This window comes from Paenibacillus sp. YYML68, assembly GCF_027923405.1.
Taxonomy (GTDB): Bacteria; Bacillota; Bacilli; order Paenibacillales; family NBRC-103111; genus Paenibacillus_G.
Window position 1 is genome coordinate 3197707 of sequence record NZ_BQYI01000001.1, and the last position, 20164, is coordinate 3217870.

The 20164-nt window shown below is 54.8% G+C and carries 18 protein-coding genes; 7 read left to right on the plus strand and 11 right to left on the minus strand.

The genetic code is table 11. The annotated features are described in order from the left end of the window. Nucleotides 1-118 precede the first annotated feature (118 nt). The 4 genes from proC (at nt 119) to PAE68_RS14605 (ending at nt 3677) form a co-directional block, all read left to right on the plus strand. Nucleotides 119-988 (plus strand): pyrroline-5-carboxylate reductase, encoded by an 870-nt coding sequence (gene proC / locus PAE68_RS14590; RefSeq protein WP_281888054.1) that lies wholly within the window; start codon nt 119-121, stop codon nt 986-988. 24 nt (nt 989-1012) lie between these two features. Then, entirely contained in the window at nt 1013-2287 is a 1275-nt protein-coding gene (locus PAE68_RS14595) for a 2,3-diketo-5-methylthiopentyl-1-phosphate enolase (RefSeq protein ID WP_281888056.1), read from the plus strand. Beyond that, nucleotides 2284-2943 carry a 2-hydroxy-3-keto-5-methylthiopentenyl-1-phosphate phosphatase gene (locus tag PAE68_RS14600; RefSeq protein WP_281888058.1) on the plus strand — a complete coding sequence of 220 codons (660 nt, stop codon included), beginning with the start codon at nt 2284-2286 and terminating at the stop codon, nt 2941-2943. Before PAE68_RS14595 ends, PAE68_RS14600 begins: the two co-directional genes overlap by 4 nt. A 92-nt stretch (nt 2944-3035) precedes the next feature. Beyond that, the gene (locus PAE68_RS14605) at nt 3036-3677 is read left to right on the plus strand and encodes a methylthioribulose 1-phosphate dehydratase (RefSeq protein ID WP_281891082.1); all 642 of its coding nucleotides are present in this window, start codon (nt 3036-3038) and stop codon (nt 3675-3677) included. 145 nt (nt 3678-3822) lie between these two features. Here the strand turns inward: PAE68_RS14605 and PAE68_RS14610 are convergent, their stop codons facing one another. From PAE68_RS14610 to PAE68_RS14620, 3 genes are all read right to left on the minus strand, one after another. Further along, a complete protein-coding gene (locus PAE68_RS14610) occupies nt 3823-4335 on the minus strand; it encodes a hypothetical protein (RefSeq protein WP_281888060.1) in 513 nt (170 codons plus the stop codon). A 550-nt stretch (nt 4336-4885) separates the two neighbouring features. Then, nucleotides 4886-5500 carry an SMI1/KNR4 family protein gene (locus PAE68_RS14615; protein WP_281888062.1) on the minus strand — a complete coding sequence of 205 codons (615 nt, stop codon included), beginning with the start codon at nt 5498-5500 and terminating at the stop codon, nt 4886-4888. A gap of 142 nt (nt 5501-5642) precedes the next feature. Continuing rightward, complete coding sequence (locus PAE68_RS14620; protein WP_281888064.1) at nt 5643-7211, minus strand: DUF5050 domain-containing protein; 1569 nt, start codon at nt 7209-7211, stop codon at nt 5643-5645. A gap of 540 nt (nt 7212-7751) precedes the next feature. On the opposite strand from PAE68_RS14620, the gene PAE68_RS14625 reads away from it, so the two are divergent. Beyond that, a complete protein-coding gene (locus tag PAE68_RS14625) occupies nt 7752-8072 on the plus strand; it encodes a hypothetical protein (RefSeq protein WP_281888066.1) in 321 nt (106 codons plus the stop codon). A 130-nt stretch (nt 8073-8202) separates the two neighbouring features. Here PAE68_RS14625 and pyrE read toward each other — a convergent pair whose 3' ends face one another. The 7 genes from pyrE to pyrR form a co-directional block, all read right to left on the minus strand. Further along, a complete protein-coding gene (gene pyrE / locus PAE68_RS14630) occupies nt 8203-8859 on the minus strand; it encodes an orotate phosphoribosyltransferase (protein ID WP_281888068.1) in 657 nt (218 codons plus the stop codon). A gap of 35 nt (nt 8860-8894) precedes the next feature. Then, the gene (gene pyrF, locus PAE68_RS14635; protein ID WP_281888071.1) at nt 8895-9647 is read right to left on the minus strand and encodes an orotidine-5'-phosphate decarboxylase; all 753 of its coding nucleotides are present in this window, start codon (nt 9645-9647) and stop codon (nt 8895-8897) included. A 104-nt stretch (nt 9648-9751) separates the two neighbouring features. Beyond that, nucleotides 9752-12967 carry a carbamoyl-phosphate synthase large subunit gene (gene carB, locus PAE68_RS14640; protein WP_281888073.1) on the minus strand — a complete coding sequence of 1072 codons (3216 nt, stop codon included), beginning with the start codon at nt 12965-12967 and terminating at the stop codon, nt 9752-9754. Then, nucleotides 12954-14132, minus strand: a complete 1179-nt coding sequence (carA, locus tag PAE68_RS14645) for a glutamine-hydrolyzing carbamoyl-phosphate synthase small subunit (protein WP_281888074.1) — start codon at nt 14130-14132, stop codon at nt 12954-12956. Before carA ends, carB begins: the two co-directional genes overlap by 14 nt. A gap of 122 nt (nt 14133-14254) precedes the next feature. Beyond that, nucleotides 14255-15538 (minus strand): dihydroorotase, encoded by a 1284-nt coding sequence (locus PAE68_RS14650; protein WP_281888075.1) that lies wholly within the window; start codon nt 15536-15538, stop codon nt 14255-14257. A gap of 89 nt (nt 15539-15627) precedes the next feature. Further along, nucleotides 15628-16539 carry an aspartate carbamoyltransferase catalytic subunit gene (locus PAE68_RS14655; protein WP_281888076.1) on the minus strand — a complete coding sequence of 304 codons (912 nt, stop codon included), beginning with the start codon at nt 16537-16539 and terminating at the stop codon, nt 15628-15630. Then, nucleotides 16536-17120 carry a bifunctional pyr operon transcriptional regulator/uracil phosphoribosyltransferase PyrR gene (gene pyrR, locus PAE68_RS14660; RefSeq protein ID WP_281888077.1) on the minus strand — a complete coding sequence of 195 codons (585 nt, stop codon included), beginning with the start codon at nt 17118-17120 and terminating at the stop codon, nt 16536-16538. Before pyrR ends, PAE68_RS14655 begins: the two co-directional genes overlap by 4 nt. Before the next feature lie 359 nt (nt 17121-17479). Here pyrR and dapD point away from each other — a divergent pair, with 359 nt between their 5' ends. Continuing rightward, nucleotides 17480-18193: a 2,3,4,5-tetrahydropyridine-2,6-dicarboxylate N-acetyltransferase gene (gene dapD / locus PAE68_RS14665; RefSeq protein ID WP_281888079.1), complete on the plus strand. Its 714-nt coding sequence runs from the start codon at nt 17480-17482 to the stop codon at nt 18191-18193. A gap of 95 nt (nt 18194-18288) precedes the next feature. After that, nucleotides 18289-19473, plus strand: a complete 1185-nt coding sequence (locus tag PAE68_RS14670; protein ID WP_281888080.1) for an N-acetyldiaminopimelate deacetylase — start codon at nt 18289-18291, stop codon at nt 19471-19473. Here PAE68_RS14670 and PAE68_RS14675 read toward each other — a convergent pair whose 3' ends face one another. Next, nucleotides 19474-19932, minus strand: a complete 459-nt coding sequence (locus tag PAE68_RS14675; protein ID WP_281888082.1) for a hypothetical protein — start codon at nt 19930-19932, stop codon at nt 19474-19476. Nucleotides 19933-20164 lie beyond the last annotated feature (232 nt).

Here is a 20164-nt window from a genome sequence, read left to right on the forward strand (position 1 = left end):
ATTGCACAAGCGGACCCGTATCGCGACTACATGCTACATTCGGGCGAACGAACAGGCGCACTTTACCCTATACGAACATACGTACGATTCAGCATCATATAGAAAGGAGCGTTCACACGTGTCCAACCTGCTATCTACTCTACGCATCGCCTTCGTCGGCGCAGGCTCTATGGCCGAGGCGATCATCCGTGGTCTACTGAATAAAGGCGGCATGCGCGGCGACCAGATCTTCGTCACGAACTATACGAACCGCATACGTCTTGACGAGCTGGAGAACAACTACGGCGTTCGCACCTCGCAGCTCCCCGAGGAAAAGGAGGCCGCCATCCGCAGCGCCGACGTCGTCGTCATCGCCTTCAAGCCGAAGGATGCGGCCGATGGCATTACCGCCCTGCGCGGCCTGCTCCACGAGCGCCAGCTGCTCGTCTCCGTCATCGCGGGACTGTCGATCGCAACGATCCACGATCTGCTGCAATCCAGCTCCATCCCGGTCGTGCGCACGATGCCGAACACGTCCAGCACAATCGGTCTCGGCGCGACAGGCATCAGCTTCTGCCCGAGCGTCAGCGACGCACAGCAGGCGGCCGCGATTGACATGTTCCAGTCGATCGGCATTACGAGCATCGTCGCCGAGCCGCTGCTCGACACGATTACCGGCTTGTCCGGCAGCGGTCCTGCCTACATCTACTATATGATGGAAGCGATGATCGAGGGCGCTGTCCGCGGCGGCCTCGATCGCGAAGCCGCACGGCTGTTCACCGTTCAGACGGTGCTCGGCGCTGCCCGCATGGTCGAAGAGACTGGCGAGGAGCCGGCCGAGCTGCGACATAAGGTCACTTCGCCCAACGGCACGACGCAGGCGGCGCTTGAGCTGCTCGCCGAGCGCGGCTTCCAGGAGGCCGCCTCCCAGGCTGTGCTGCGTGCTGCTGAGCGCGCAGGCGAGATCGGCGCAGCGATCAGCGACGCCGCCGCGTCCTATACGAAGTAAGAAGCAAGCATAGGAGGAATCGACGTGAGTGTGACTACCTACAGCTCTTATTGCACAGCGACGTATCGACTGTATGATGAGAAGGCTGATTTTCATAAAAAAGCCCAGGGCATCGCCGTCGGCCTCACCGTCGGCAGCTGGACCGACCTGCCCGAGGCGCGCAAGGCGGAGATGGAGAAGCATCTGGGCCGCGTCGTAGCTGTCGACGTGCATGAGCCTGCGGGCGCAGACGCACAAGGCGAGCGCTACGCGGACATCCGCATCGCCTACCCGGACGTCAACTTCAGCCAGGACATTCCAGCGCTGCTCGTCACCGTCTTCGGCAAGCTGTCAATGGACGGCCGCATCAAGCTGATCGACCTGTCGTTCTCCGAGTCGTTCCTGTCCGCGTTCTCGGGGCCGCGCTTCGGCCTGCAAGGGGTGCGCGACCTGCTCGGCGTCCACGACCGCCCACTGCTCATGAGCATCTTCAAGTCGGTCATCGGCCACGACATGCCAGCGCTGCGCGAGCAGTTCTACCAGCAGGCGCTCGGCGGCGTCGATCTGATCAAGGACGACGAGATTCTGTTCGAGAACCCGCTCACGCCGATCGAGCGCCGTGTCGAGGTGTGCATGGAGGCCGCTGAGAAGGCGCGTCAGGTGACAGGTCAACAGCTGCTGTACGCCGCCAACTTGACCGGACCGACGTTCGGCTTAATTGACCAGGCGAAGAAGGCGATCTCCGCAGGCGCGAACGCGCTCCTGTTCAACGTGCTCGCCTACGGCTTCGACGCGCTGAGCGAGCTGAGCCGCCACCCTGACGTGCGTGTGCCGATCATGGCGCATCCGGCTCTCGCTGGCGCGCTGTATCCGTCGACGTATCATGGCATCGCCGCGAACGTGCTGCTCGGCAAGCTGATGCGTCTGGCTGGCGCGGACCTCGTGCTGTTCCCGTCCCCATACGGCTCTGTCGTCATGCCCCTCGCGGAAAATATGGCGATCAAGGACACCCTGCTGACCGAGTCGGCGGCAGATTATGTTACGGGTGCGGAGGGTAAGCTCCGCTTGCCGACCAGCTTCCCGGTGCCGTCCGCGGGCATTCACCCCGGCCTCGTGCCGTGGATCATTCGCGACTTCGGACGCGAGGTCGTCGTCAACGCGGGCGGCGGCGTGCACGGACATCCGATGGGCGCCGCTGCAGGCGGACAAGCGTTCCGCCAAGCGATCGACGCTTGCCTCGCAGACGAATCGCTGCGCAGCTACGCGGAGCGCCATCCAGAGCTGAAGGCCGCCATCGACGCTTGGGGGGCGAAGGAATGACGCAGAAGCAGCGCATCATTTTTTGCGACTTTGACGGGACGATTACGGTGAACGATAACATCGTGGCGATTATGAAGCATTTTCAGCCGGAGGGCTGGGAGACGCTCGTGAAGCAGGTGTTGTCGAAGGAGATCACGATCAGAGACGGCGTCGGCCGCATGTTCGCCCTGCTGCCGACGTCCCGCAAGGACGAGGTCATCGACTACGCGATCCGCAACGTGAAGCTTCGCGACGGGTTCCGCGAGCTGCTCGACTACTGCCGCAAGGAGCAGGTGACGTTCCTCGTCACGAGCGGCGGCATCGACTTCTTCGTCTATCCGGTGCTGGAGCCGTTCGACATCGATAAGGATCGCATCTACTGCAACGGAAGCGACTTCAGCGGCGCGAGCATCCGAATCGTCTGGCCGCACGCCTGCGACGAGCATTGCCACAACGACTGCGGCATGTGCAAGACGACGATCATTCGCCGTTATCCGCGGGAGCAGTACGAGCGCATTCTGATTGGCGACAGCGTGACGGACTTCGAGGGCGCGAAGCTCGCTGACCTCGTGTTCGCCCGGGCGCAGCTGATCGAGCTATGCGAGGAGCTCGGGCTGAACTACAAGCCGTTCGAGAGCTTCCATGAGGTTATTCAAGGGCTGGAAGAGACTCGTTGAGGATAAGGGATTGAGGCTAGTTATAACAGGTTCCGAGTGGATTCGGAGCCTGTTATTTCAGGAGGGGAGTTGAGCTTAAAGTGAGCGATACAATGGGATTCCAAGTGACATTAGAAGAAAAGCAGCGCGCCTTCGCAGAGCTGAAGGACATCAAGACGCTGCTCGCGTCCCGCGGCTGGTTCCCCGGCACGAGCGGCAACCTGTCCGTCCGCGTCGGTGAATTCACGAAGGAGCATTTCGCCTTCGCGGTGACAGCCAGCGGCAAGGACAAGTCGGTGCATACGCCATCCGACTACTTGCTCGTCGATCAGGACGGCAAGCCGATCGAGGCGACCAGCCTCCGACCGTCTGCCGAGACGCTGATTCATTGCGAGATTTACAAGGCGACGGGTGCTGGCGCCATTTTCCACGTACATACAGTGTTCAACAACGTCATCTCCGAGTTCTACGCCGAGCGCGGCAGCGTGCCGATCGACGGCGTCGAGCTGATCAAGGCGTTCAACATCTGGGACGAGGAGGCGCAGATCGACATTCCGATCGTGCCGAACTACGCCGACATCCCGCGCATCGCCGAGCTCGTCGAGCGTTCGATTATGCCGCGCATCCCGGGCATTCTGATCCGCAAGCACGGCATTTGCGCATGGGGCGCGAACGCGTTCGAGGCGAAGCGCCACTTGGAGGCGTTCGAGTTTTTGTTCGAGTATGCGTACAGGCTGGCACTGCTGAAGAAGTAGGCTGGAGATGGAGCTATGATCAAGCGTGGAGCGGTGGAGCATAGCATCTCCTGATGGGATGCTGGAGCTTACGTAAGGGCTCTGTCCGTATATCTTTGAGACTTCACGAACCCTCACCGATTAAAGCCGCGTTAGCGGCGGGTCGTCAGACGTAGTCGGTGCAGGGTTCTCCTTTTTCAATAAATTCTTCTTGATTAATTCGTATCCAATTGTTCATTCGTTCTATAGTCAATGCTGCGTGTTCCATATATTTGTCATATAATTCTTTTACTTCATTCAATAAATGTTGATCAACTTCTAAATCTGTTGGGCTTATCACCTTGTTAAATTTGTTTCGAGTTACAATTAGGCTCTCGATCTCATCTAGGAGCTCAGCCATACTAACGTCCGCAAAGTATAATACCCCAGCTCGTATTCCCTTCCATGTTTGTAGTTCATTAATATTGTAAGCGGAGAACCAATAAAACTCGGCAATTGTCTTCGTGTGATTGTGAAAAGAATAGAACAAAAATAGTGCTTTCTGACCCTCATGTAATTGATTATACATAGCTAATTTTGTTTGAAGATCTTTCCCCCGAACAGCAGCTAGCATTGGCTGTATGCATAACCAACTCAGAAGCTTGCTTTCAAGCTCAGTTTGATTTATTTTTGCTTTCATTCAATTCTCCTTTCACTAATGTCACTCCCCCTAACGCACGTCCTGGACCGAGGAGCGACAGCGATAATGCGTGAATGCATGGTTATAGTTTGTAGTCGTTCTTTTCGAATATGCTAATTAGGCTCAAGTCAAGCACTGATTACGAGTTAGAGCCTGTTTAGCTGCTTCATAATTTCCTTATCCGAAATCCCAACAACCGAGTCTGTCAATAGCCTTCATCTTTACATCTACCAAATGGCTTACTGTGGTTGCCAACGTATAAACACCTCCAAGACTATCTCCATATCTTACGACATGTTAGCATTTTCTTGAAGGTGTTTTGATTTGTCTCACGCTATGGGGGAAGACCCTCATCTGACTCTTTTCAAATTGATCTTTTTTTCTGCATTCTATAACCCTTTTCTTTAGATAAAGGGATGTAAGCCTCTATCAAACATTGTGACTCATCCATTTATGTGAATACTATCCTCTGCAGATGCATCCGGAAATGTCATATCATGCCTAGAAATGTGGATCAAGGGGTGTCCTCCCTTACGTGGGCTTTTCGATATTATTCTTCACCCAAGAGCCGACCTAGAGCCTTCTGCATCCTAAGTGTATCTTCAACTCTCATATAATATAGTTCCGCGCTTTCCAATCCCCAGTACCAAAAATGTTCTCCAGATGCAAGAATAAACCTCTCAAGCCATCGTTCGAAGTTTAAATTCAACGGGATTGCGCTATCGGTGAATAATTTTTCCGAGTAATGAAGATAGTTATTTCGCTTGTTTAATGACTCCTCTTTTAGCACCGTTTGATCGATCCAAAGCATGCTTCCATTATCGGAACCGATAGGATACCAACCGGAAGGACTCAGGTTTTTATAGTCAAAAATGACAAAGTGATTGCGAATATCCTCTAATCCAAAAATTTCAAACTCATAAAAAATAGCACCGTTATGAATTAGAAGGAAATTTCTGTAATCCTTGGGGATTATAATACCCACTTCATTCTCAAATGCCTCAATATCTTTCTCTTTTGCCGGAGGCCCAAAGAAAGTTTTAGCAGAGAAAACAGAGCCAGCTATACCTTGCTTTAGTATTTCTTTATTGTGGTCAAGTCTTTTCTTAAACCCATCTAGTACCATTTTTGAAATATTGCACATATCATAATCATAACCTTCCATTTAAGACATTCAAATCAAAATCGAAAATGCGAGTAGATTAAAGCTATATAGAGAATTTGAATGTGCGGTGGCGGGCTCCTATTGCGTCGCGCTATGGCAATACTGTCACTTCTTGTCGGCGGCGGCAAGCCACACCTTCTCTTTAGTTTTCAAGATGAATGAGCTTGACCATTGAGTCTAAATAAGTCTGGAATAACAGTCCGTTGTCAGACGTGAATATGCGTGAGATCGGGTTCGCCACGCTTAGCGTTAAGTGACCCGAGCTATTTAGCCGTACTATATTCTTGCTGTCGCTTTCTCCAGTAGTGACGATAAGCTCATTATTAATCACCTGTACACTTGAAATCGGACTTGACCATACGAATGGGTCTTCCCCATTGGGCAGGGCCTGGTGCAAATATTGGTTACCATTCTCCTTGGTTGTATAAAATACGTTGCCATCAAGGATGTCAAACCAAGATACGGGATGGTCGGATCGTCTCACTTCCCCGGTTCCATCAACTCCGGAAGAATATAGAACATTGTCACCTTCTTTTACATAGAACAACTCATTGTTTACTACTCGAAACCAACTAACGCTTGACTTGACGACCAACTCAGTCTTATTCGTTGTAAGGTTAATTCTGTAGATGTTCTTCGAATCGGAGGGGTTAATTGCACACAGCACATAAACATCTTCACCGACTACCGTAGTGGCCGTAGAATGAGAAGTTCGCACATGCTGAGCAAACTTTATTGCGCTTTGATCGCCTACGCTCTTGACTCTTGTTCCCTCCGGGCCGTTTTTCTGCAGTAAATACAGATTTCCTGCCTCCGTGGTAGCGCCTGTATTGATGATTAATGTACCGTAAGGCGTATCACGAAAATCAAGATATCCCCGATGCAACTGTTCTGCTTCGCCTTTGTCATTTATTTTCACAAATGTAGTACTACCGGTTGTATTTCCCCCAAGATGATAAAAAAACCAAAGCTCGTTCTCACGGATTTGAAAGGTCAATGCGTTGTTATAACTAGTCTCGTTCGGATATGAATATATTTCCTCCCTTTCATTTGGTTGCTGAACAGGAGCTCGATAGATATGCTTTGTCGTTTCCGTTGTCTCCACGAAATAGTAATATCCCTTGAACAGTGCTATATCATTCTCACTAGCCTGTACAGGTAAGCCGGCACGTTGGACTTGCGGATTATGGGATTGGATACGTAGTCCGCTGATAGGGTTCCATTCATAATCCCATCCAAATTGTTCTCGAGCGAAACGCCATGTTAGCGGGAAATAAGTGACATCCCGGAAGAGGAATAATGGATATTCTTCTTTAGCGTTATCAATCACTTTGCCATTAACGTTTATTAACGTGGTGGGGACAACGGCCATATAGGTGGACATGTTTCGTTCCCCGGAATTGTATGAAACATACGAGGAAGTCACTGAGCTCTGCCTAATATTCAAGCCTCCACTCGTTGACCAACTCGCCTCCAAACCAAGTAATCTTGAATCGTACCATGTCATTGGAAAATAGGTTATGTTTTTATAAACAAGAAGAGGATACTCACGATGCTGATTATCCACTGCATTGCCGTTCAGTTTTACTTCAAAGCTCGGAAGATTCACCCTCACTTTCGCATCTGTGGCTTGACTCTGTTCTGCAGGCATTAGTACACTTAAGCAGAATATGAAAAGGATCGATACCTTAACCATTCTTCTACTTATCATTTTAATTATATCTCCTCTCTAAAGATCTGCCTGCTGCTGTTAATGAAGCTAGCTATGATACATACTATCAGACCTAGATGTGGATTAAAATAGATTTAATGTAAAAATTTTAAAACAGAGGAGCCTAAAGTGAAATGGTTCTAATACTATCTATTTTGGGCATGGGTTTATTACATTTCGTGTTCATTTATTTTTTTTACAAAATCATCAGTACGAATAAAAAATCGCTAACGACTTGGTTTACTATTGTAATATTAATTTCACTATGGATATTGACCTTATATCAGTCACTTTTATTTTTCAAAATCATTTAAAGGCCGAAAGCCAGCGGACGATAAGAAATATCAGGGTCTGGAAGGTCACGAAATCACTTTAAAGTTGGATTGCTTAAGATTGATCTGCTATACTAAATTGGGTAAATTTTGTCATAAGATTCTGATCCCTCAATGGATGGATACAAGTTATTTTTTGGAATTTTTTCGATGTTTTTGTTCCAATATTTAGATATTCTCATCCTATCATCCCCCAGGAGAACATTCCATGACTAAAAACATTACCGTCTACTACGCCCTAGCCCTGAGCATCCTAGCAACGACCTTAGCCTACATAGGCACACGCACTTGGATCTCCATCTCACGCCTTCATCTGGCAGATACACCGCCAGGAGATCTAACCGACGAAGCGAAGCTCGACTATATATGGACATACGGTCCATACATGGCCCTCATCCTACTCGTTCTCAACGTGCCGCTTCTCTTCTTCTCTCAGCATCAAGTACTCACTCGACTGCTACTTCTAGCCGCGATCACCTTGCTCGCTGCATCCCTGTACACGATACTCATATACATCTACTTATTCTAACTCCCATGCCTCATCCAGACCCTCAACGCGAGAAATACAAAAACAGCCCCCTTCTCAATCGAAGGAAGCTGTCTATCTGCCCAACCCACATATCCTCAATGAACCGATACGCACCACACTTACTTACTTCTTACTTCCCGTACTCACTCGGGTTCGCTCTCCACGCCTGCAGCGCGGCTACGTCCTGCTCCTGAATGCTGCCCTGCGCCAGTGCAACCTGCACAAGCGTCGTATAGTTCGTCAGCGTCTCGAACGGCACGCCGCCCTCCTCGAACGCCTGCTTCGCCTTGTCGAACTGGTAGGAAAAGATACCGAGCACGCCGAGCGCTTCAGCTCCGGCCTCGTTGACCGCCACGGCTACCTTCAGCGAGCTGCCGCCTGTCGAGATCAGATCCTCGATGACGACCGTCTTTTGCCCTGGCTTGATCGTGCCCTCGATCAGATTCTCCTTGCCGTGTCCCTTCGCCTTGTCGCGGACGTAGACCATCGGCAGGTTCAGCTTGTGCGCGACCCACGCCGCGTGCGGGATACCGCCTGTTGCAGCTCCAGCAATAACCTCCGTCTCGGGGAAAAATTCGCGGATCAGCGAAGCGAACCCTTCCGCGATACGCTCGCGAACGTCCGGATGGGAGATCGTCAGACGGTTGTCACAGTAGATCGGCGACTTCAGGCCGGACGTCCACGTGAATGGCTGCTGCGGACGCAGCGACACCGCACCGATAGATAGCAGATCAGCGGCGATTTGCTCGGCCAGCTGCGGGTTAGTTTGAATCGTAACAGAACTCATATATGTGCACTCCTCAGTTCGAGATATGGAATAGCTTAACCTTGCAGCGATGCGATAATGCCCTCCAGCGCGGCTCTAGGGTCCGCTGCGGCCGTAATCGGACGGCCGATAACGATGTAGTCCGTGCCTTGCGCGAACGCCTCCTGCGGCGTCATGACACGCGACTGGTCGCCGATGTCGGCGCCAGCTGGACGAATGCCCGGCGTTACCGTGACGAAGCTGCTGCCGAGAGCACCCTTGAGCGCGGGTACCTCCAGCGGAGATGCGACGACACCGTCGAGTCCAGCTTGCTTCGCCAGCTGTGCATAGCGCAGCACCGCCTCCTCGACCGTCCCAACGATGCCGATCTCCTCGTTCAGCACCGACTGGCTCGTGCTCGTCAGCTGTGTGACCGCGATCAGCAGCGGTCTGACCGCTCCGGCAGAGCCGGCTGCGCTGCTGGCGAGCGCCTTGTCCACGCCCTCGCGTGCGGCCTCCATCATCCTCACACCGCCTGCTGCATGCACATTGAACATATCGACGCCTAGGCGTGTAATGCTCTCCGCTCCGCCCTTCACTGTGTTCGGAATGTCATGCATCTTCAGATCGAGGAAGACGTTATAGCCCTTCTCCTTCAGCTGCTCGACGAAGCGCGGTCCCGCGCTGTAGAACAGCTGCATCCCTACCTTCATGTAGCACGGAATGCCTTCGAGCGAGCGGACGAGTCCCTGTGCTTCCTCTGCGGTTGCATAATCCAGAGCGACGATAATACGCTCGGTCAAGATGCTAGCGATGCTGTCCTTCGACATGTGACGCGCCCCCTTCATCTATGTAGAATGCCCTTATCCCCAATTAAGGGATTAGCACAGGCCCCGGTTGCCCGGAACACTGTGCTAATGGTTGCTGCTACTTCTTAATTATTGAAAACCGGCATCGGCGTCGACTGGAAGTAGATCGACTCCAGTACGTGCAGCAGTGCGCTCACCGTATCAAGCGACGTCATACATACTACGCCGTTCTCCACCGCTTCGCGGCGAATACGGAAGCCGTCGCGCTCTGGTGTCTTGCCCTTCGTCAGTGTGTTGACGACGAAGTGCGCCTCACCGTTGCGGATCAGGTCGAGAATGTTCGGCGACCCTTCGCTCAGCTTGTTCACGCGCTGTACCTGCAGACCTGCATCCTCGAGCGCCTGAGCTGTACCGCCTGTAGCGACGATGCGGTAGCCGAGCTTCTCGAAGCCGCGCAGAATCTCAGTCGCTTCTGCCTTATCCTTGTCAGCGACAGTCGCGATGATCGCGCCTGTCGGCGGCACCTTCATACCCGAGCCGATCAAGCCCTTGTACAGTGCCTTCGCGAACGTCTTGTCGCGGCCCATAACCTCGCCTGTCGACTTCATCTCTGGTCCGAGCGTCGTGTCCACGCGGCGCAGCTTGGCGAAGGAGAATACTGGAACCTTGACCGACACGAAGTCCTCTTCTGGCCACAGCCCTGTCTCGTAGCCCATGTCTGCCAGCTTCTCACCCATAATTGCGCGAGTGGCCACGTTAGCCATCGGGATCTTCGTAATTTTGCTCAAGAATGGTACCGTACGGGAGGCACGCGGGTTCACCTCGATCACGTACACCTCATCCTTGTAGATGACGAACTGGATGTTGACCAGACCGACCACCTGCAGGCCGCGAGCGATCTTCGTCGTAATGTCGACGATCTTCTGCTTCAGCTCATCGGAGATCGTCTGTGGCGGGTAGACCGCGATCGAGTCACCGGAGTGAACGCCTGCGCGCTCGATGTGCTCCATGATGCCCGGGATCAATACCGTCTCCTTATCGCAGATCGCATCGACCTCGACTTCCTTACCGAGCATGTAACGGTCGATCAGAACCGGATGCTCCGGATTGATCTTCACCGCGTACTCCATGTAGCTGAGCAGCTCTTCATCGGAGTAGACGATCTCCATCGCGCGTCCGCCGAGGACGTACGATGGACGTACGAGCACCGGATAGCCGTAATTAGACGCCATGCCGACCGCTTGGTCCACGGAGGTCACCGTACCACCAGGAGGCTGTGGAATGTCCAGGCTGCGAAGCAGCGCTTCGAACTTCTTGCGATCCTCGGCCGCATCGATGTTCTCCAGATCCGTACCGAGAATGCGTACGCCTGCCTTGGACAGCGGAGCTGCCAGATTGATCGCCGTCTGACCGCCGAACTGTACGATAACGCCGATTGGCTTCTCGCGCTCGATGATGTTCATCACATCCTCGAAGAACAGCGGCTCGAAGTAGAGACGATCGGACGTGTTGAAGTCGGTCGATACGGTCTCAGGGTTGTTGTTCACCACGATAGCCTCGTAGCCAGCTGCCTGAATCGCCCATACCGCGTGTACAGTCGAGTAGTCGAACTCGATGCCTTGACCGATACGGATCGGACCGGAGCCGAGTACCATGACCTTCTGCTTGTCGGTTTCCTTCACTTCGTCTTCTGTTTCGTATGTCGAGTAGTAGTACGGCGTCGAAGCCTCGAACTCGGCTGCGCACGTATCAACCATCTTGTATACTGGCTTCATGTTCAGGCTGACACGGTAGGCGCGTACGTCAGCTTCTGTAGTCAGGTTAAGTCCCACATTCGCGGCGCTGCGAATTTCGGCGATGGCGCGGTCGGTGAAGCCCTTGCGCTTCGCTTCGAACAGCACCTCCTCCGTCAGCTCCGGCTGCTGCAGCTCGGTCTCGAACTTGATCATGCCCTCGAGCTTGTGCAGGAACCACCAGTCTACGCGAGTCAGCTCATGAATCTGCTTCACTGTGTAGCCGCGGCGCAGTGCTTCGGCGATCAGGAACATGCGCTCATCGTCTGGCTTCATAAGGCGCAGGTCCAGCGTCGTTTGATCCAGCTTGTCTGTATCCTTCAGGAACAGACGGTGTACGCCGATCTCGAGCGAGCGGATCGCCTTATGCATCGACTCCTCGAACGAACGACCGATGGCCATAACCTCGCCTGTCGCCTTCATCTGCGTGCCGAGCTTGCGGTTCGCCGCTGTGAACTTGTCGAATGGCCAGCGTGGAATTTTCGATACGATATAGTCAAGCGTTGGCTCGAAGCAAGCATAGGTCTGGCCTGTAACCGGGTTGACGATCTCATCCAGCGTGTAGCCGATTGCGATCTTCGCTGCCATCTTCGCGATCGGGTAGCCTGTTGCCTTCGACGCGAGCGCCGACGAGCGGCTAACACGCGGGTTAACCTCGATGACATAGTATTGGTAGCTGTGCGGATCGAGCGCGAACTGAACGTTACAGCCGCCTTCGATCGACAGCGCACGGATAATCTTGAGCGATGCGGAGCGGAGCATCTGGTACTCGCGGTCCGACAGCGTCTGGCTCGGCGCTACGACGATCGAGTCGCCTGTATGTACGCCTACCGGGTCGAAGTTCTCCATGTTACATACGACGATACAGTTGTCGTTCGCATCGCGCATTACCTCGTACTCGACTTCCTTCATGCCGGCGATGCTCTTCTCGATCAAGCACTGGCTGATCGGGCTGTAGCGAATACCGGAGGCAACGATTTCACGCAGCTCCTCCTCGCTCGCGCAGATGCCGCCGCCTGTGCCGCCGAGCGTGTAAGCCGGGCGTACGATGATCGGGTAGCCAATCTCGTTCGCGAAGTCTACTGCAGCTTCAACTGTTGTAACGATCGTGCTGTCTGGCACCGGCTGCTCCAGCTCGCGCATGAGCTCGCGGAACAGGTCGCGGTCCTCCGCCTTCTCAATCGCAGTCAGCTGCGTACCGAGCAGCTTCACGTTCTCTCTCTCCAGCACGCCTGCGCGCGCCAGCTCTACCGCCATGTTCAGACCGGTCTGACCGCCAAGTGTCGGCAACAATCCGTCTGGACGCTCCTGGCGAATGATTTGTGTAACGAAGTCGAGCGTGATCGGCTCGATGTATACTTTGTCCGCCATGTTCGTATCCGTCATGATCGTGGCCGGGTTGCTGTTGATCAGAACGACCTCATAGCCTTCTTCCTTCAGCGCCTGGCACGCCTGCGTACCAGCATAGTCGAACTCTGCGGCCTGACCGATTACGATCGGACCGGAGCCGATGACGAGAATTTTTTTAAGTTCATTATTTTTTGGCATAGGTCAGTTCTCCCTTCGAGGCGTTGTCGGCTGCGCTGTTCGCTTCCATATAAGCGGTTGCCAGTGCTTCCTGGCGTGTCGGCTTCGGCGATTCCTGCTTGTGAGCGCGGATCATCGTCAAGAAGTCATCGAACAAGTAGCTGGAATCGAATGGTCCAGGCGCTGCCTCCGGATGGTACTGCACGGAGAACGCTGGATATTTCTTATGGCGCAGACCTTCGATAGTCCGGTCGTTGTTATTAATGTGCGTAACCTCAAGCTCTGTTCCGGCGATGGACTCTTCCTTCACCGTGTAGCCGTGGTTCTGCGAAGTGATGTAGCAGCGTCCCGATACAAGATCCTTGACCGGATGGTTGCCACCGCGATGTCCGAACTTCAGCTTCTCCGTATCTGCTCCGCTTGCGAGCGCGAACAGCTGGTGTCCGAGGCAGATGCCGAAGATCGGGAACTCGCCGAGCAGCTCGGAGATCATCTTCGCTGCATGCGGCACGTCCTTCGGATCCCCAGGGCCGTTCGACAGCAGTACACCGTCCGGTGCAAGGCGGCGAATCTGCTCAGCTGTCGTATCCTGTGGCACGACGACGACGTCGCAGCCGCGCTTCGTCAGATCGCGCAGAATGCCGCTCTTCGAGCCGAAGTCGACGAGCACGACGCGCTCCTTCGTTCCTGGCGCGCTGTAGACCGCCTTGGACGTCACGCGGGATACTTGATCTGTAATGAGCGGAGTAGCCTGCAGCTGCTCCATCAGCTCCTCGACGCGCTTGTCGCTCGTCGTCAGCAAGCCCTTCATAACGCCCTGGTGACGAATGCGGCGAGTCAGCATGCGCGTGTCAACGCCGCTGATGCCGATAATGCCGTACTCCTTCAACAGGCTGTCAAGCGAATATTCCGCTCTCCAGTTGCTCGGCACGATCTCGTGCTCGCGCACAACGAAGCCGTGGATGAACGGACGGATCGACTCGAAGTCATCGCGTGCGATACCGTAGTTGCCGATCAGCGGGTACGTCATCGTCACGATCTGACCGCAGTACGATGGATCGGAGAGTACTTCCTGGTAGCCTGTAATTCCTGTATTAAATACGACCTCGCCCACAGAATCGCCTGTGCTTCCGAATGCTTTGCCTGTAAACAGCGTGCCGTCCTCAAGTAACAATCTTGCCTGCATGCTCGTGTCACTCCTCTTATATAAATATGACGCTGGGGAGAAGAACGCCCAATGGGTGTATTCGTCTTCAGCCTATTCCTCTGCCCCGTCCAATGCTAACATTTCCTTAGGCTTCGTTGTCACTACGCCTCGTATACAACCTTGCCGTCGACCATCGTCATCGTCGGCCAGCCCTTCAGCTGCCAGCCGATGAACGGCGTGTTGCGACTCTTCGAGGCGAACGTTGCCGGATCGACCGGCTGCTCCGTCTCGAGATCAATCAGAGTCAAGTCCGCGGGCTTGCCTTCCTCTAGCGTGCCCCAAGGCAGGCCGAATACTTGAGCCGGAACCTTCGTCATGCGGTCAACGAGGAACTCCAGCGTCCACTGGCCTGTTGCGACGAACTTCGTGTACAGCAGCGGGAACGCAGTCTCGAAGCCGAGGATACCGAATGGCGCAAGGTCAACGCCGCGTGCCTTCTCCTCTTCGCTGTGCGGCGCATGGTCGGTGACGATCATGTCGATCGTACCGTCGAGCAGCCCCTCGATGCAGGCTTGTACGTCGCGCGGTGTGCGGAGTGGCGGGTTCATTTTCCAATTCGCATCCATGCCTGGGATGTCCTCGTCAGACAGCACCAGATGGTGCGGACATACCTCAGCGGTCACCTTGATGCCGAACTGCTTCGCGTGGCGGATCAAGCGTACCGACTGCTCCGTGCTGACGTGGCACACGTGGTAGTGGACGCCCGTCGCCTCTGCGAGCAGCACGTCGCGGCCGACGTGGATCGCCTCCGACTCGTTCGGGATGCCCTTCAAGCCGTGCTTGCGTGTGAACTCCCCTTCGGAAAAGGCGCGTCCCTCCACAAGCGTGTTGTCCTCGCAGTGCGCGATGATCGGCATGCCGATCGAGGCCGCCTTCGCCATCGCATCCTTCATCATCTGCGCGCTCTGCACGCCGACGCCGTCGTCCGTGTAGCCGATGACTCCCGCTTCCTTCAGCGCGTCGAAGTCGGTCAGCTCGCGGCCGAGCTCGTTCTTCGTGATGCAGCCGTAAGGCAGGACGCGCACGACGCCCTCGGTCTTCACCTTGTCCAGCACGTACTGCACCGTCTCGACCGTGTCGATGACCGGTCTTGTGTTCGGCATGCAGGCGATCGTCGTGAAGCCGCCCTTCGCCGCCGAGCGGGTGCCGCTCGCGATCGTCTCCTTATGCTCGTACCCCGGCTCGCGCAGGTGAACGTGCATGTCAATCAAGCCCGGCGTCAGCAGCTTGCCCGCCGCGTCGATGACCGTGTGGCCGCTCGTATTCGGCTGTCCATCCTGTCCGCGCACGATGCGCGCCACCTGATCCCCCTCGACCAGCACGTGGCATGCTTCCAGCTCATTGCCAGCGCTCACGGCGCAGGCGTTCGTAATCCAGATTCCCATAATGACCTCCATGTTCCGTAATATACCGCTTACCGCAGCTTCACTTACCAGCTCGGCAGCTAGACGATGAACCCGACAATCGACTTATGCTATACACTCAAGGCCCGCTCGATTACCGCCATGCGGATCGGCACACCGTTGCTCATTTGGCTGAAAATTCTCGACTGCTCGCACTCCACCAGCGCATCGTCAATCTCCACGTTCCGGTTGAATGGCGCCGGATGCATGATGATCGCGTGCGGCGCCATGCGCGCTGCACGCTCCTCAGTCAAGCCGTAGGCTGCGCGGTATTCCTCAGCAGAGCCGAAGATCGACCCCTCGTGCCGCTCCAGCTGCACGCGGAGCATCATGACGACGTCGGCCTTCAGCGCCTCGTCGATCGACACATACGGCGCGTGCTCCGCGAGCTCCGCTGCCTGCATCTCTGGCGGCGCGCAGAAGCTTACCTTCGCGCCGAGCGTCTGCAGCGCCCACAGGTTCGAGCGCGCCACACGGCTATGCTGAATGTCGCCGACGATGGCGACATGGAGTCCGCGCAGCTCGCCGAACTGCTTGCGCATCGTGTACAGGTCGAGCAACGCCTGGGTCGGATGCTCGTTGTTGCCGTCGCCCGCGTTGATGAGCGGCACCTTGATCTTTTGCGCGAGCTCAGCCAGAAGGCCGTTCGGCTTCATCCGGATTACCCCGGCGTCGATCCCCATCGACTCCAGCGTGCGCACCGTATCGTAGATCGACTCGCCCTTCTGTACGCTCGATACGGCAGCTGCGAAGTTCAGTACCTCCGCGCCGAGCCGCTTCTGCGCCACCTCGAAGGAGAATCTCGTTCTCGTGCTGTTCTCGAAGAACATATTCGCAACAAACCGACCGTGCAGCTGGTTCGTTACTTTCACCTCGGCTTGCTCCCAATGCTGGGCGCGATCGAGGATGGAGGTCAGCTGCTCCGCGCTTAGATGTTTCGTCCCTAACAGATGTCTGTCGGCTAGAAGCTTCGTCTGTGTCATTCTGTCGGTCTCCTCTGTCCTGTGATCAATACTTTGTCTGCCCCGTCCGATTCCTCCAGCTGAACCGCGATCGCCTCCAGCTTCGAGGTCGGGATGTTCTTACCTATATAATCCGGTCGAATCGGCAGCTCCCGATGGCCGCGGTCCACGAGCACCGCCAGCTGAATCATCATCGGTCGGCCGCAATCCATCAAGGCGTCCATCGCGGCGCGCACCGTTCGTCCGGTGTAGAGCACGTCGTCGAACAAGATGACCTTCTTATTATGTACGATTAGCCCGGTTTGTCCTTGCAGCTCCGATGTCGTGCTCCCGTCCTTGCGCCTGCGCGCTGCCGAGCTGCTGGATGCCTCGCGGTCGTCACGGTAGCCGGTCACGTCAATCTCGCCCACCGGTACAGGCACATTCTCAATCTGTCTGATGTTGTCCGCTACCCGTCTTGCCAGATGAATGCCCCGAGTCCGAATGCCGATCAGCACGCAATCCTCGAACCCCTTGTTCCGTTCCAAAATTTCGTGCGCGATCCGCGTAAGCGCCCGTCGAATCGCCGTGTCGTCCATGAGCACATGCTCTGTCTGCTGCATTGGACTCGAAGCCCCCTTATGCTGATCTAGCAAAAATAACCTTGCCGCTATGCGACAAGGTTAGATGTAGACGTGTGGAAATAGAAGCCTCCCACTGATTCGGGTACAGGAAGGCAGCACCAACCTGCTCCCCCTCAGGAAAGCGTTCGTTTCGGACGATCACCTTGTCAGCCTCACGGGACTGAATTTAAAGGTTCTATGAAGTTATCAGCATTATCCCACGTTCGACACATGTTGTCAATACGTGGCGAGCAAGATTGAGGCAAACATTGCTAGTGCCTGTTCAGATATGCTATAAATGTTGTAGCTTGTCCATGCGCATGCATGTGTCTATTTTACATAAGGAGTGAATGATTAAGATGTCTATCGAAATGAACACAGAAGAAGTTATTAACCTGATCAAGACGAGCAAGAAAAAAACACCAGTGAAAGTATACGTAAAGGGTGACCTCGAGTCGATCACGTTCGCTGAAGGCATCCAGGCATTCGTATCTGGCAAGAGCGGCGTGCTGTTCGGCGAGTGGACGGACATCAAGGCTGTGCTCGACGAGAACAGCGCGAAGATCGAGGATTATGTCGTAGAGAACGACCGCCGCAACTCGGCAATTCCGCTCTTGGACCTGAAGAATATCAATGCACGCATCGAGCCGGGCGCAGTCATCCGTGAGATGGTCGGCATCGGCAACAACGCGATCATCATGATGGGCGCAGTGATCAACATCGGCGCTTCCATCGGCGAAGGCACGATGATCGATATGGGCGTAGTCATCGGCGGTCGCGTGAAGGTAGGTAACATGTGCCACATCGGCGCAGGCTCCGTCCTTGCAGGCGTCATCGAGCCGCCTAGCGCACAGCCGGTCGTCATCGAGGATGACGTGCTCGTAGGCGCTAACGCGGTCATCCTTGAAGGCGTACGCGTCGGCAAGGGCTCTGTTGTAGCTGCAGGCGCTGTCGTAGTGGAAGACGTGCCTGAGTACAGCGTCGTCGCAGGTACACCTGCACGCGTCATCAAGAAGGTAGACGACAAGACGAAGTCGAAGACCGAAATTTTGAAGGATCTGCGCACACTGTAATGCGCATGAAGCTCGGCGCTGACGGCGCCGAGCTTTTTTTCACAATTCATAGTGGATTATTCGTATTGTATTGTACAAAGGAGACGTTGAACCGTATGGCATCTCATATTCCCTCATCTGCTAAGGGCGCTCAAGGCGAGGAGGCTGTAAGCCCGTTCGTCCAGCTGCGCCGCGAGCTGCATCGCATCCCGGAGCCGGGCTTCGCCGAATTCAAGACGCAGCAGCATCTGCTCGACTACATCTCACGCTTGCCGCAGGAGCGGCTGGAGGTTCGTACGTGGCGCACGGGCATTCTGGTGAATGTGCGCGGTACAGCACCGCAGCGGCGGTACGGCTACCGGGCCGACATGGACGGCCTGCCGATTCCTGAGGATACCGGCTATCCGTTCCGCTCCGAGCACGAAGGATTCATGCACGCCTGCGGCCATGATCTGCATATGGCGATCGGGCTCGGCATTTTGTCGCACTTCGCGGCGAATCCGATTCGCGACGATCTTACATTTATTTTCCAGCCGGCTGAGGAAGGTCCTGGTGGTGCGGAGCCGATGCTCGCGAGCGAGGAGCTGCAGGACTGGATCCCTGACGAAATATTCGGGCTGCACATCGCCCCGGAATATCCGGTCGGTACGATTGCGGTGAAGCCGGGCATCTTGTTCGCCAACACGTCGGAGCTGTTCATCGACCTGATCGGCAAGGGAGGCCACGCCGCCTTCCCGCACAAGGCGAACGACATGGTCATCGCCGCATGCCAGCTCGTCGGACAGCTGCAGACGATCATCTCCCGCAACGTGAACCCGCTCGACTCCGCCGTCATTACAATCGGTAAAATTACTGGCGGCACGAAGCAGAACATTATCGCCGAGCGCGCCCGTCTCGAGGGCACGATCCGTACGCTGTCCGCCGAGACGATGACGCTCGTGAAGTCGCGAATTGAAGCGCTGCTCGCGGGGATGGAGACCGCCTTCGACTGCAGGACGGTGCTCGACTACGGCTCGAACTACCGTCAAGTGTACAACAACGCTGAGCTGACCGAGGCATTCATGCGCTGGCTGGACGAGACGCAGCAGCCGCACGGCGTCCGTCTGCACGAGTGCACCGAAGCGATGACCGGCGAGGACTTCGGCTATTTCCTCGAGGCAATCCCCGGCTTCATGTTTTGGCTCGGCGTCAACACGCCGTACGGCCTGCACCATGCGAAGCTCGAGCCCGACGAGGACGCAATCGAGACGGCGATCGGCGTCATGACGCGCTACTTGACGTGGAGGTCGGAGCAGGGGTAGTTAGGATGGCAAGTCGAACACTTCGATCTCCTGATCAAATTGGTGAACATGTAACTTTCTGCTTTGTGTTTGACCCTGACTTTCATAGCCTATCGTAAGGATGAATTCTGGGTTCGCTCTGCTAATTTCGATGTCCTGCACAATAATTGTACTGTAATCGACTAGGGCATACTCCTTTATCAGCCTACGAATATCACTGCTTTTCGCGTAAGGCGCGAGCTCTTTAATTCTCGATTCATCGCCGTCTTTCATCGCTTGCAAGTATGAAATGAATAACCCTATGGCATCCTCCGGGATGCCTTCTTGCGTTAGCTCTGAATGGATATCATGGTATACGGTGTTGCTCTCCATGAGCTGGGTGACTGAATAGGTCGGTTCGGACTGAAGATTTAAATAAACGAATGTGCCAATCGCAATGAAGGCTAGAGCTGCAGCGATCATGGCAGAGATTTTTTTCAAATTCTACTCCCTCCTTAGAAAACAATCATGGCTTCCTCGCCACATCCCCGATATGAAAGTTGGGTTTAGCGTGGCTGCCTAGTCCCCATACTGAGTAATACTGCGATTGGACAGAAATACGTGGCTCTTTTTGGTGGTTCGACCCTGTCTAGAAAACTGTGAGCATTCGTTATGTGAGCAACCCCGTGCTGGCTTCGGTACAAGAAGACCGAATGACCGCGGACAGAAAAAT

Excerpts from the sequence above, each read along its gene's own strand:
- PAE68_RS14600 (WP_281888058.1), top strand. The coding sequence starts at position 2,284 with ATGACGCAGAAGCAGCGCATCATTTTTTGCGACTTTGACGGGACGATT.
- PAE68_RS14605 (WP_281891082.1), top strand. The coding sequence starts at position 3,036 with ATGGGATTCCAAGTGACATTAGAAGAAAAGCAGCGCGCCTTCGCAGAG.
- PAE68_RS14610 (WP_281888060.1), bottom strand. The coding sequence starts at position 4,335 with ATGAAAGCAAAAATAAATCAAACTGAGCTTGAAAGCAAGCTTCTGAGT.
- PAE68_RS14615 (WP_281888062.1), bottom strand. The coding sequence starts at position 5,500 with ATGGAAGGTTATGATTATGATATGTGCAATATTTCAAAAATGGTACTA.
- PAE68_RS14620 (WP_281888064.1), bottom strand. The coding sequence starts at position 7,211 with ATGATAAGTAGAAGAATGGTTAAGGTATCGATCCTTTTCATATTCTGC.
- PAE68_RS14625 (WP_281888066.1), top strand. The coding sequence starts at position 7,752 with ATGACTAAAAACATTACCGTCTACTACGCCCTAGCCCTGAGCATCCTA.
- pyrE (WP_281888068.1), bottom strand. The coding sequence starts at position 8,859 with ATGAGTTCTGTTACGATTCAAACTAACCCGCAGCTGGCCGAGCAAATC.
- pyrF (WP_281888071.1), bottom strand. The coding sequence starts at position 9,647 with ATGTCGAAGGACAGCATCGCTAGCATCTTGACCGAGCGTATTATCGTC.
- carB (WP_281888073.1), bottom strand. The coding sequence starts at position 12,967 with ATGCCAAAAAATAATGAACTTAAAAAAATTCTCGTCATCGGCTCCGGT.
- carA (WP_281888074.1), bottom strand. The coding sequence starts at position 14,132 with ATGCAGGCAAGATTGTTACTTGAGGACGGCACGCTGTTTACAGGCAAA.
- PAE68_RS14650 (WP_281888075.1), bottom strand. The coding sequence starts at position 15,538 with ATGGGAATCTGGATTACGAACGCCTGCGCCGTGAGCGCTGGCAATGAG.
- PAE68_RS14655 (WP_281888076.1), bottom strand. The coding sequence starts at position 16,539 with ATGACACAGACGAAGCTTCTAGCCGACAGACATCTGTTAGGGACGAAA.
- pyrR (WP_281888077.1), bottom strand. The coding sequence starts at position 17,120 with ATGCAGCAGACAGAGCATGTGCTCATGGACGACACGGCGATTCGACGG.
- dapD (WP_281888079.1), top strand. The coding sequence starts at position 17,480 with ATGTCTATCGAAATGAACACAGAAGAAGTTATTAACCTGATCAAGACG.
- PAE68_RS14670 (WP_281888080.1), top strand. The coding sequence starts at position 18,289 with ATGGCATCTCATATTCCCTCATCTGCTAAGGGCGCTCAAGGCGAGGAG.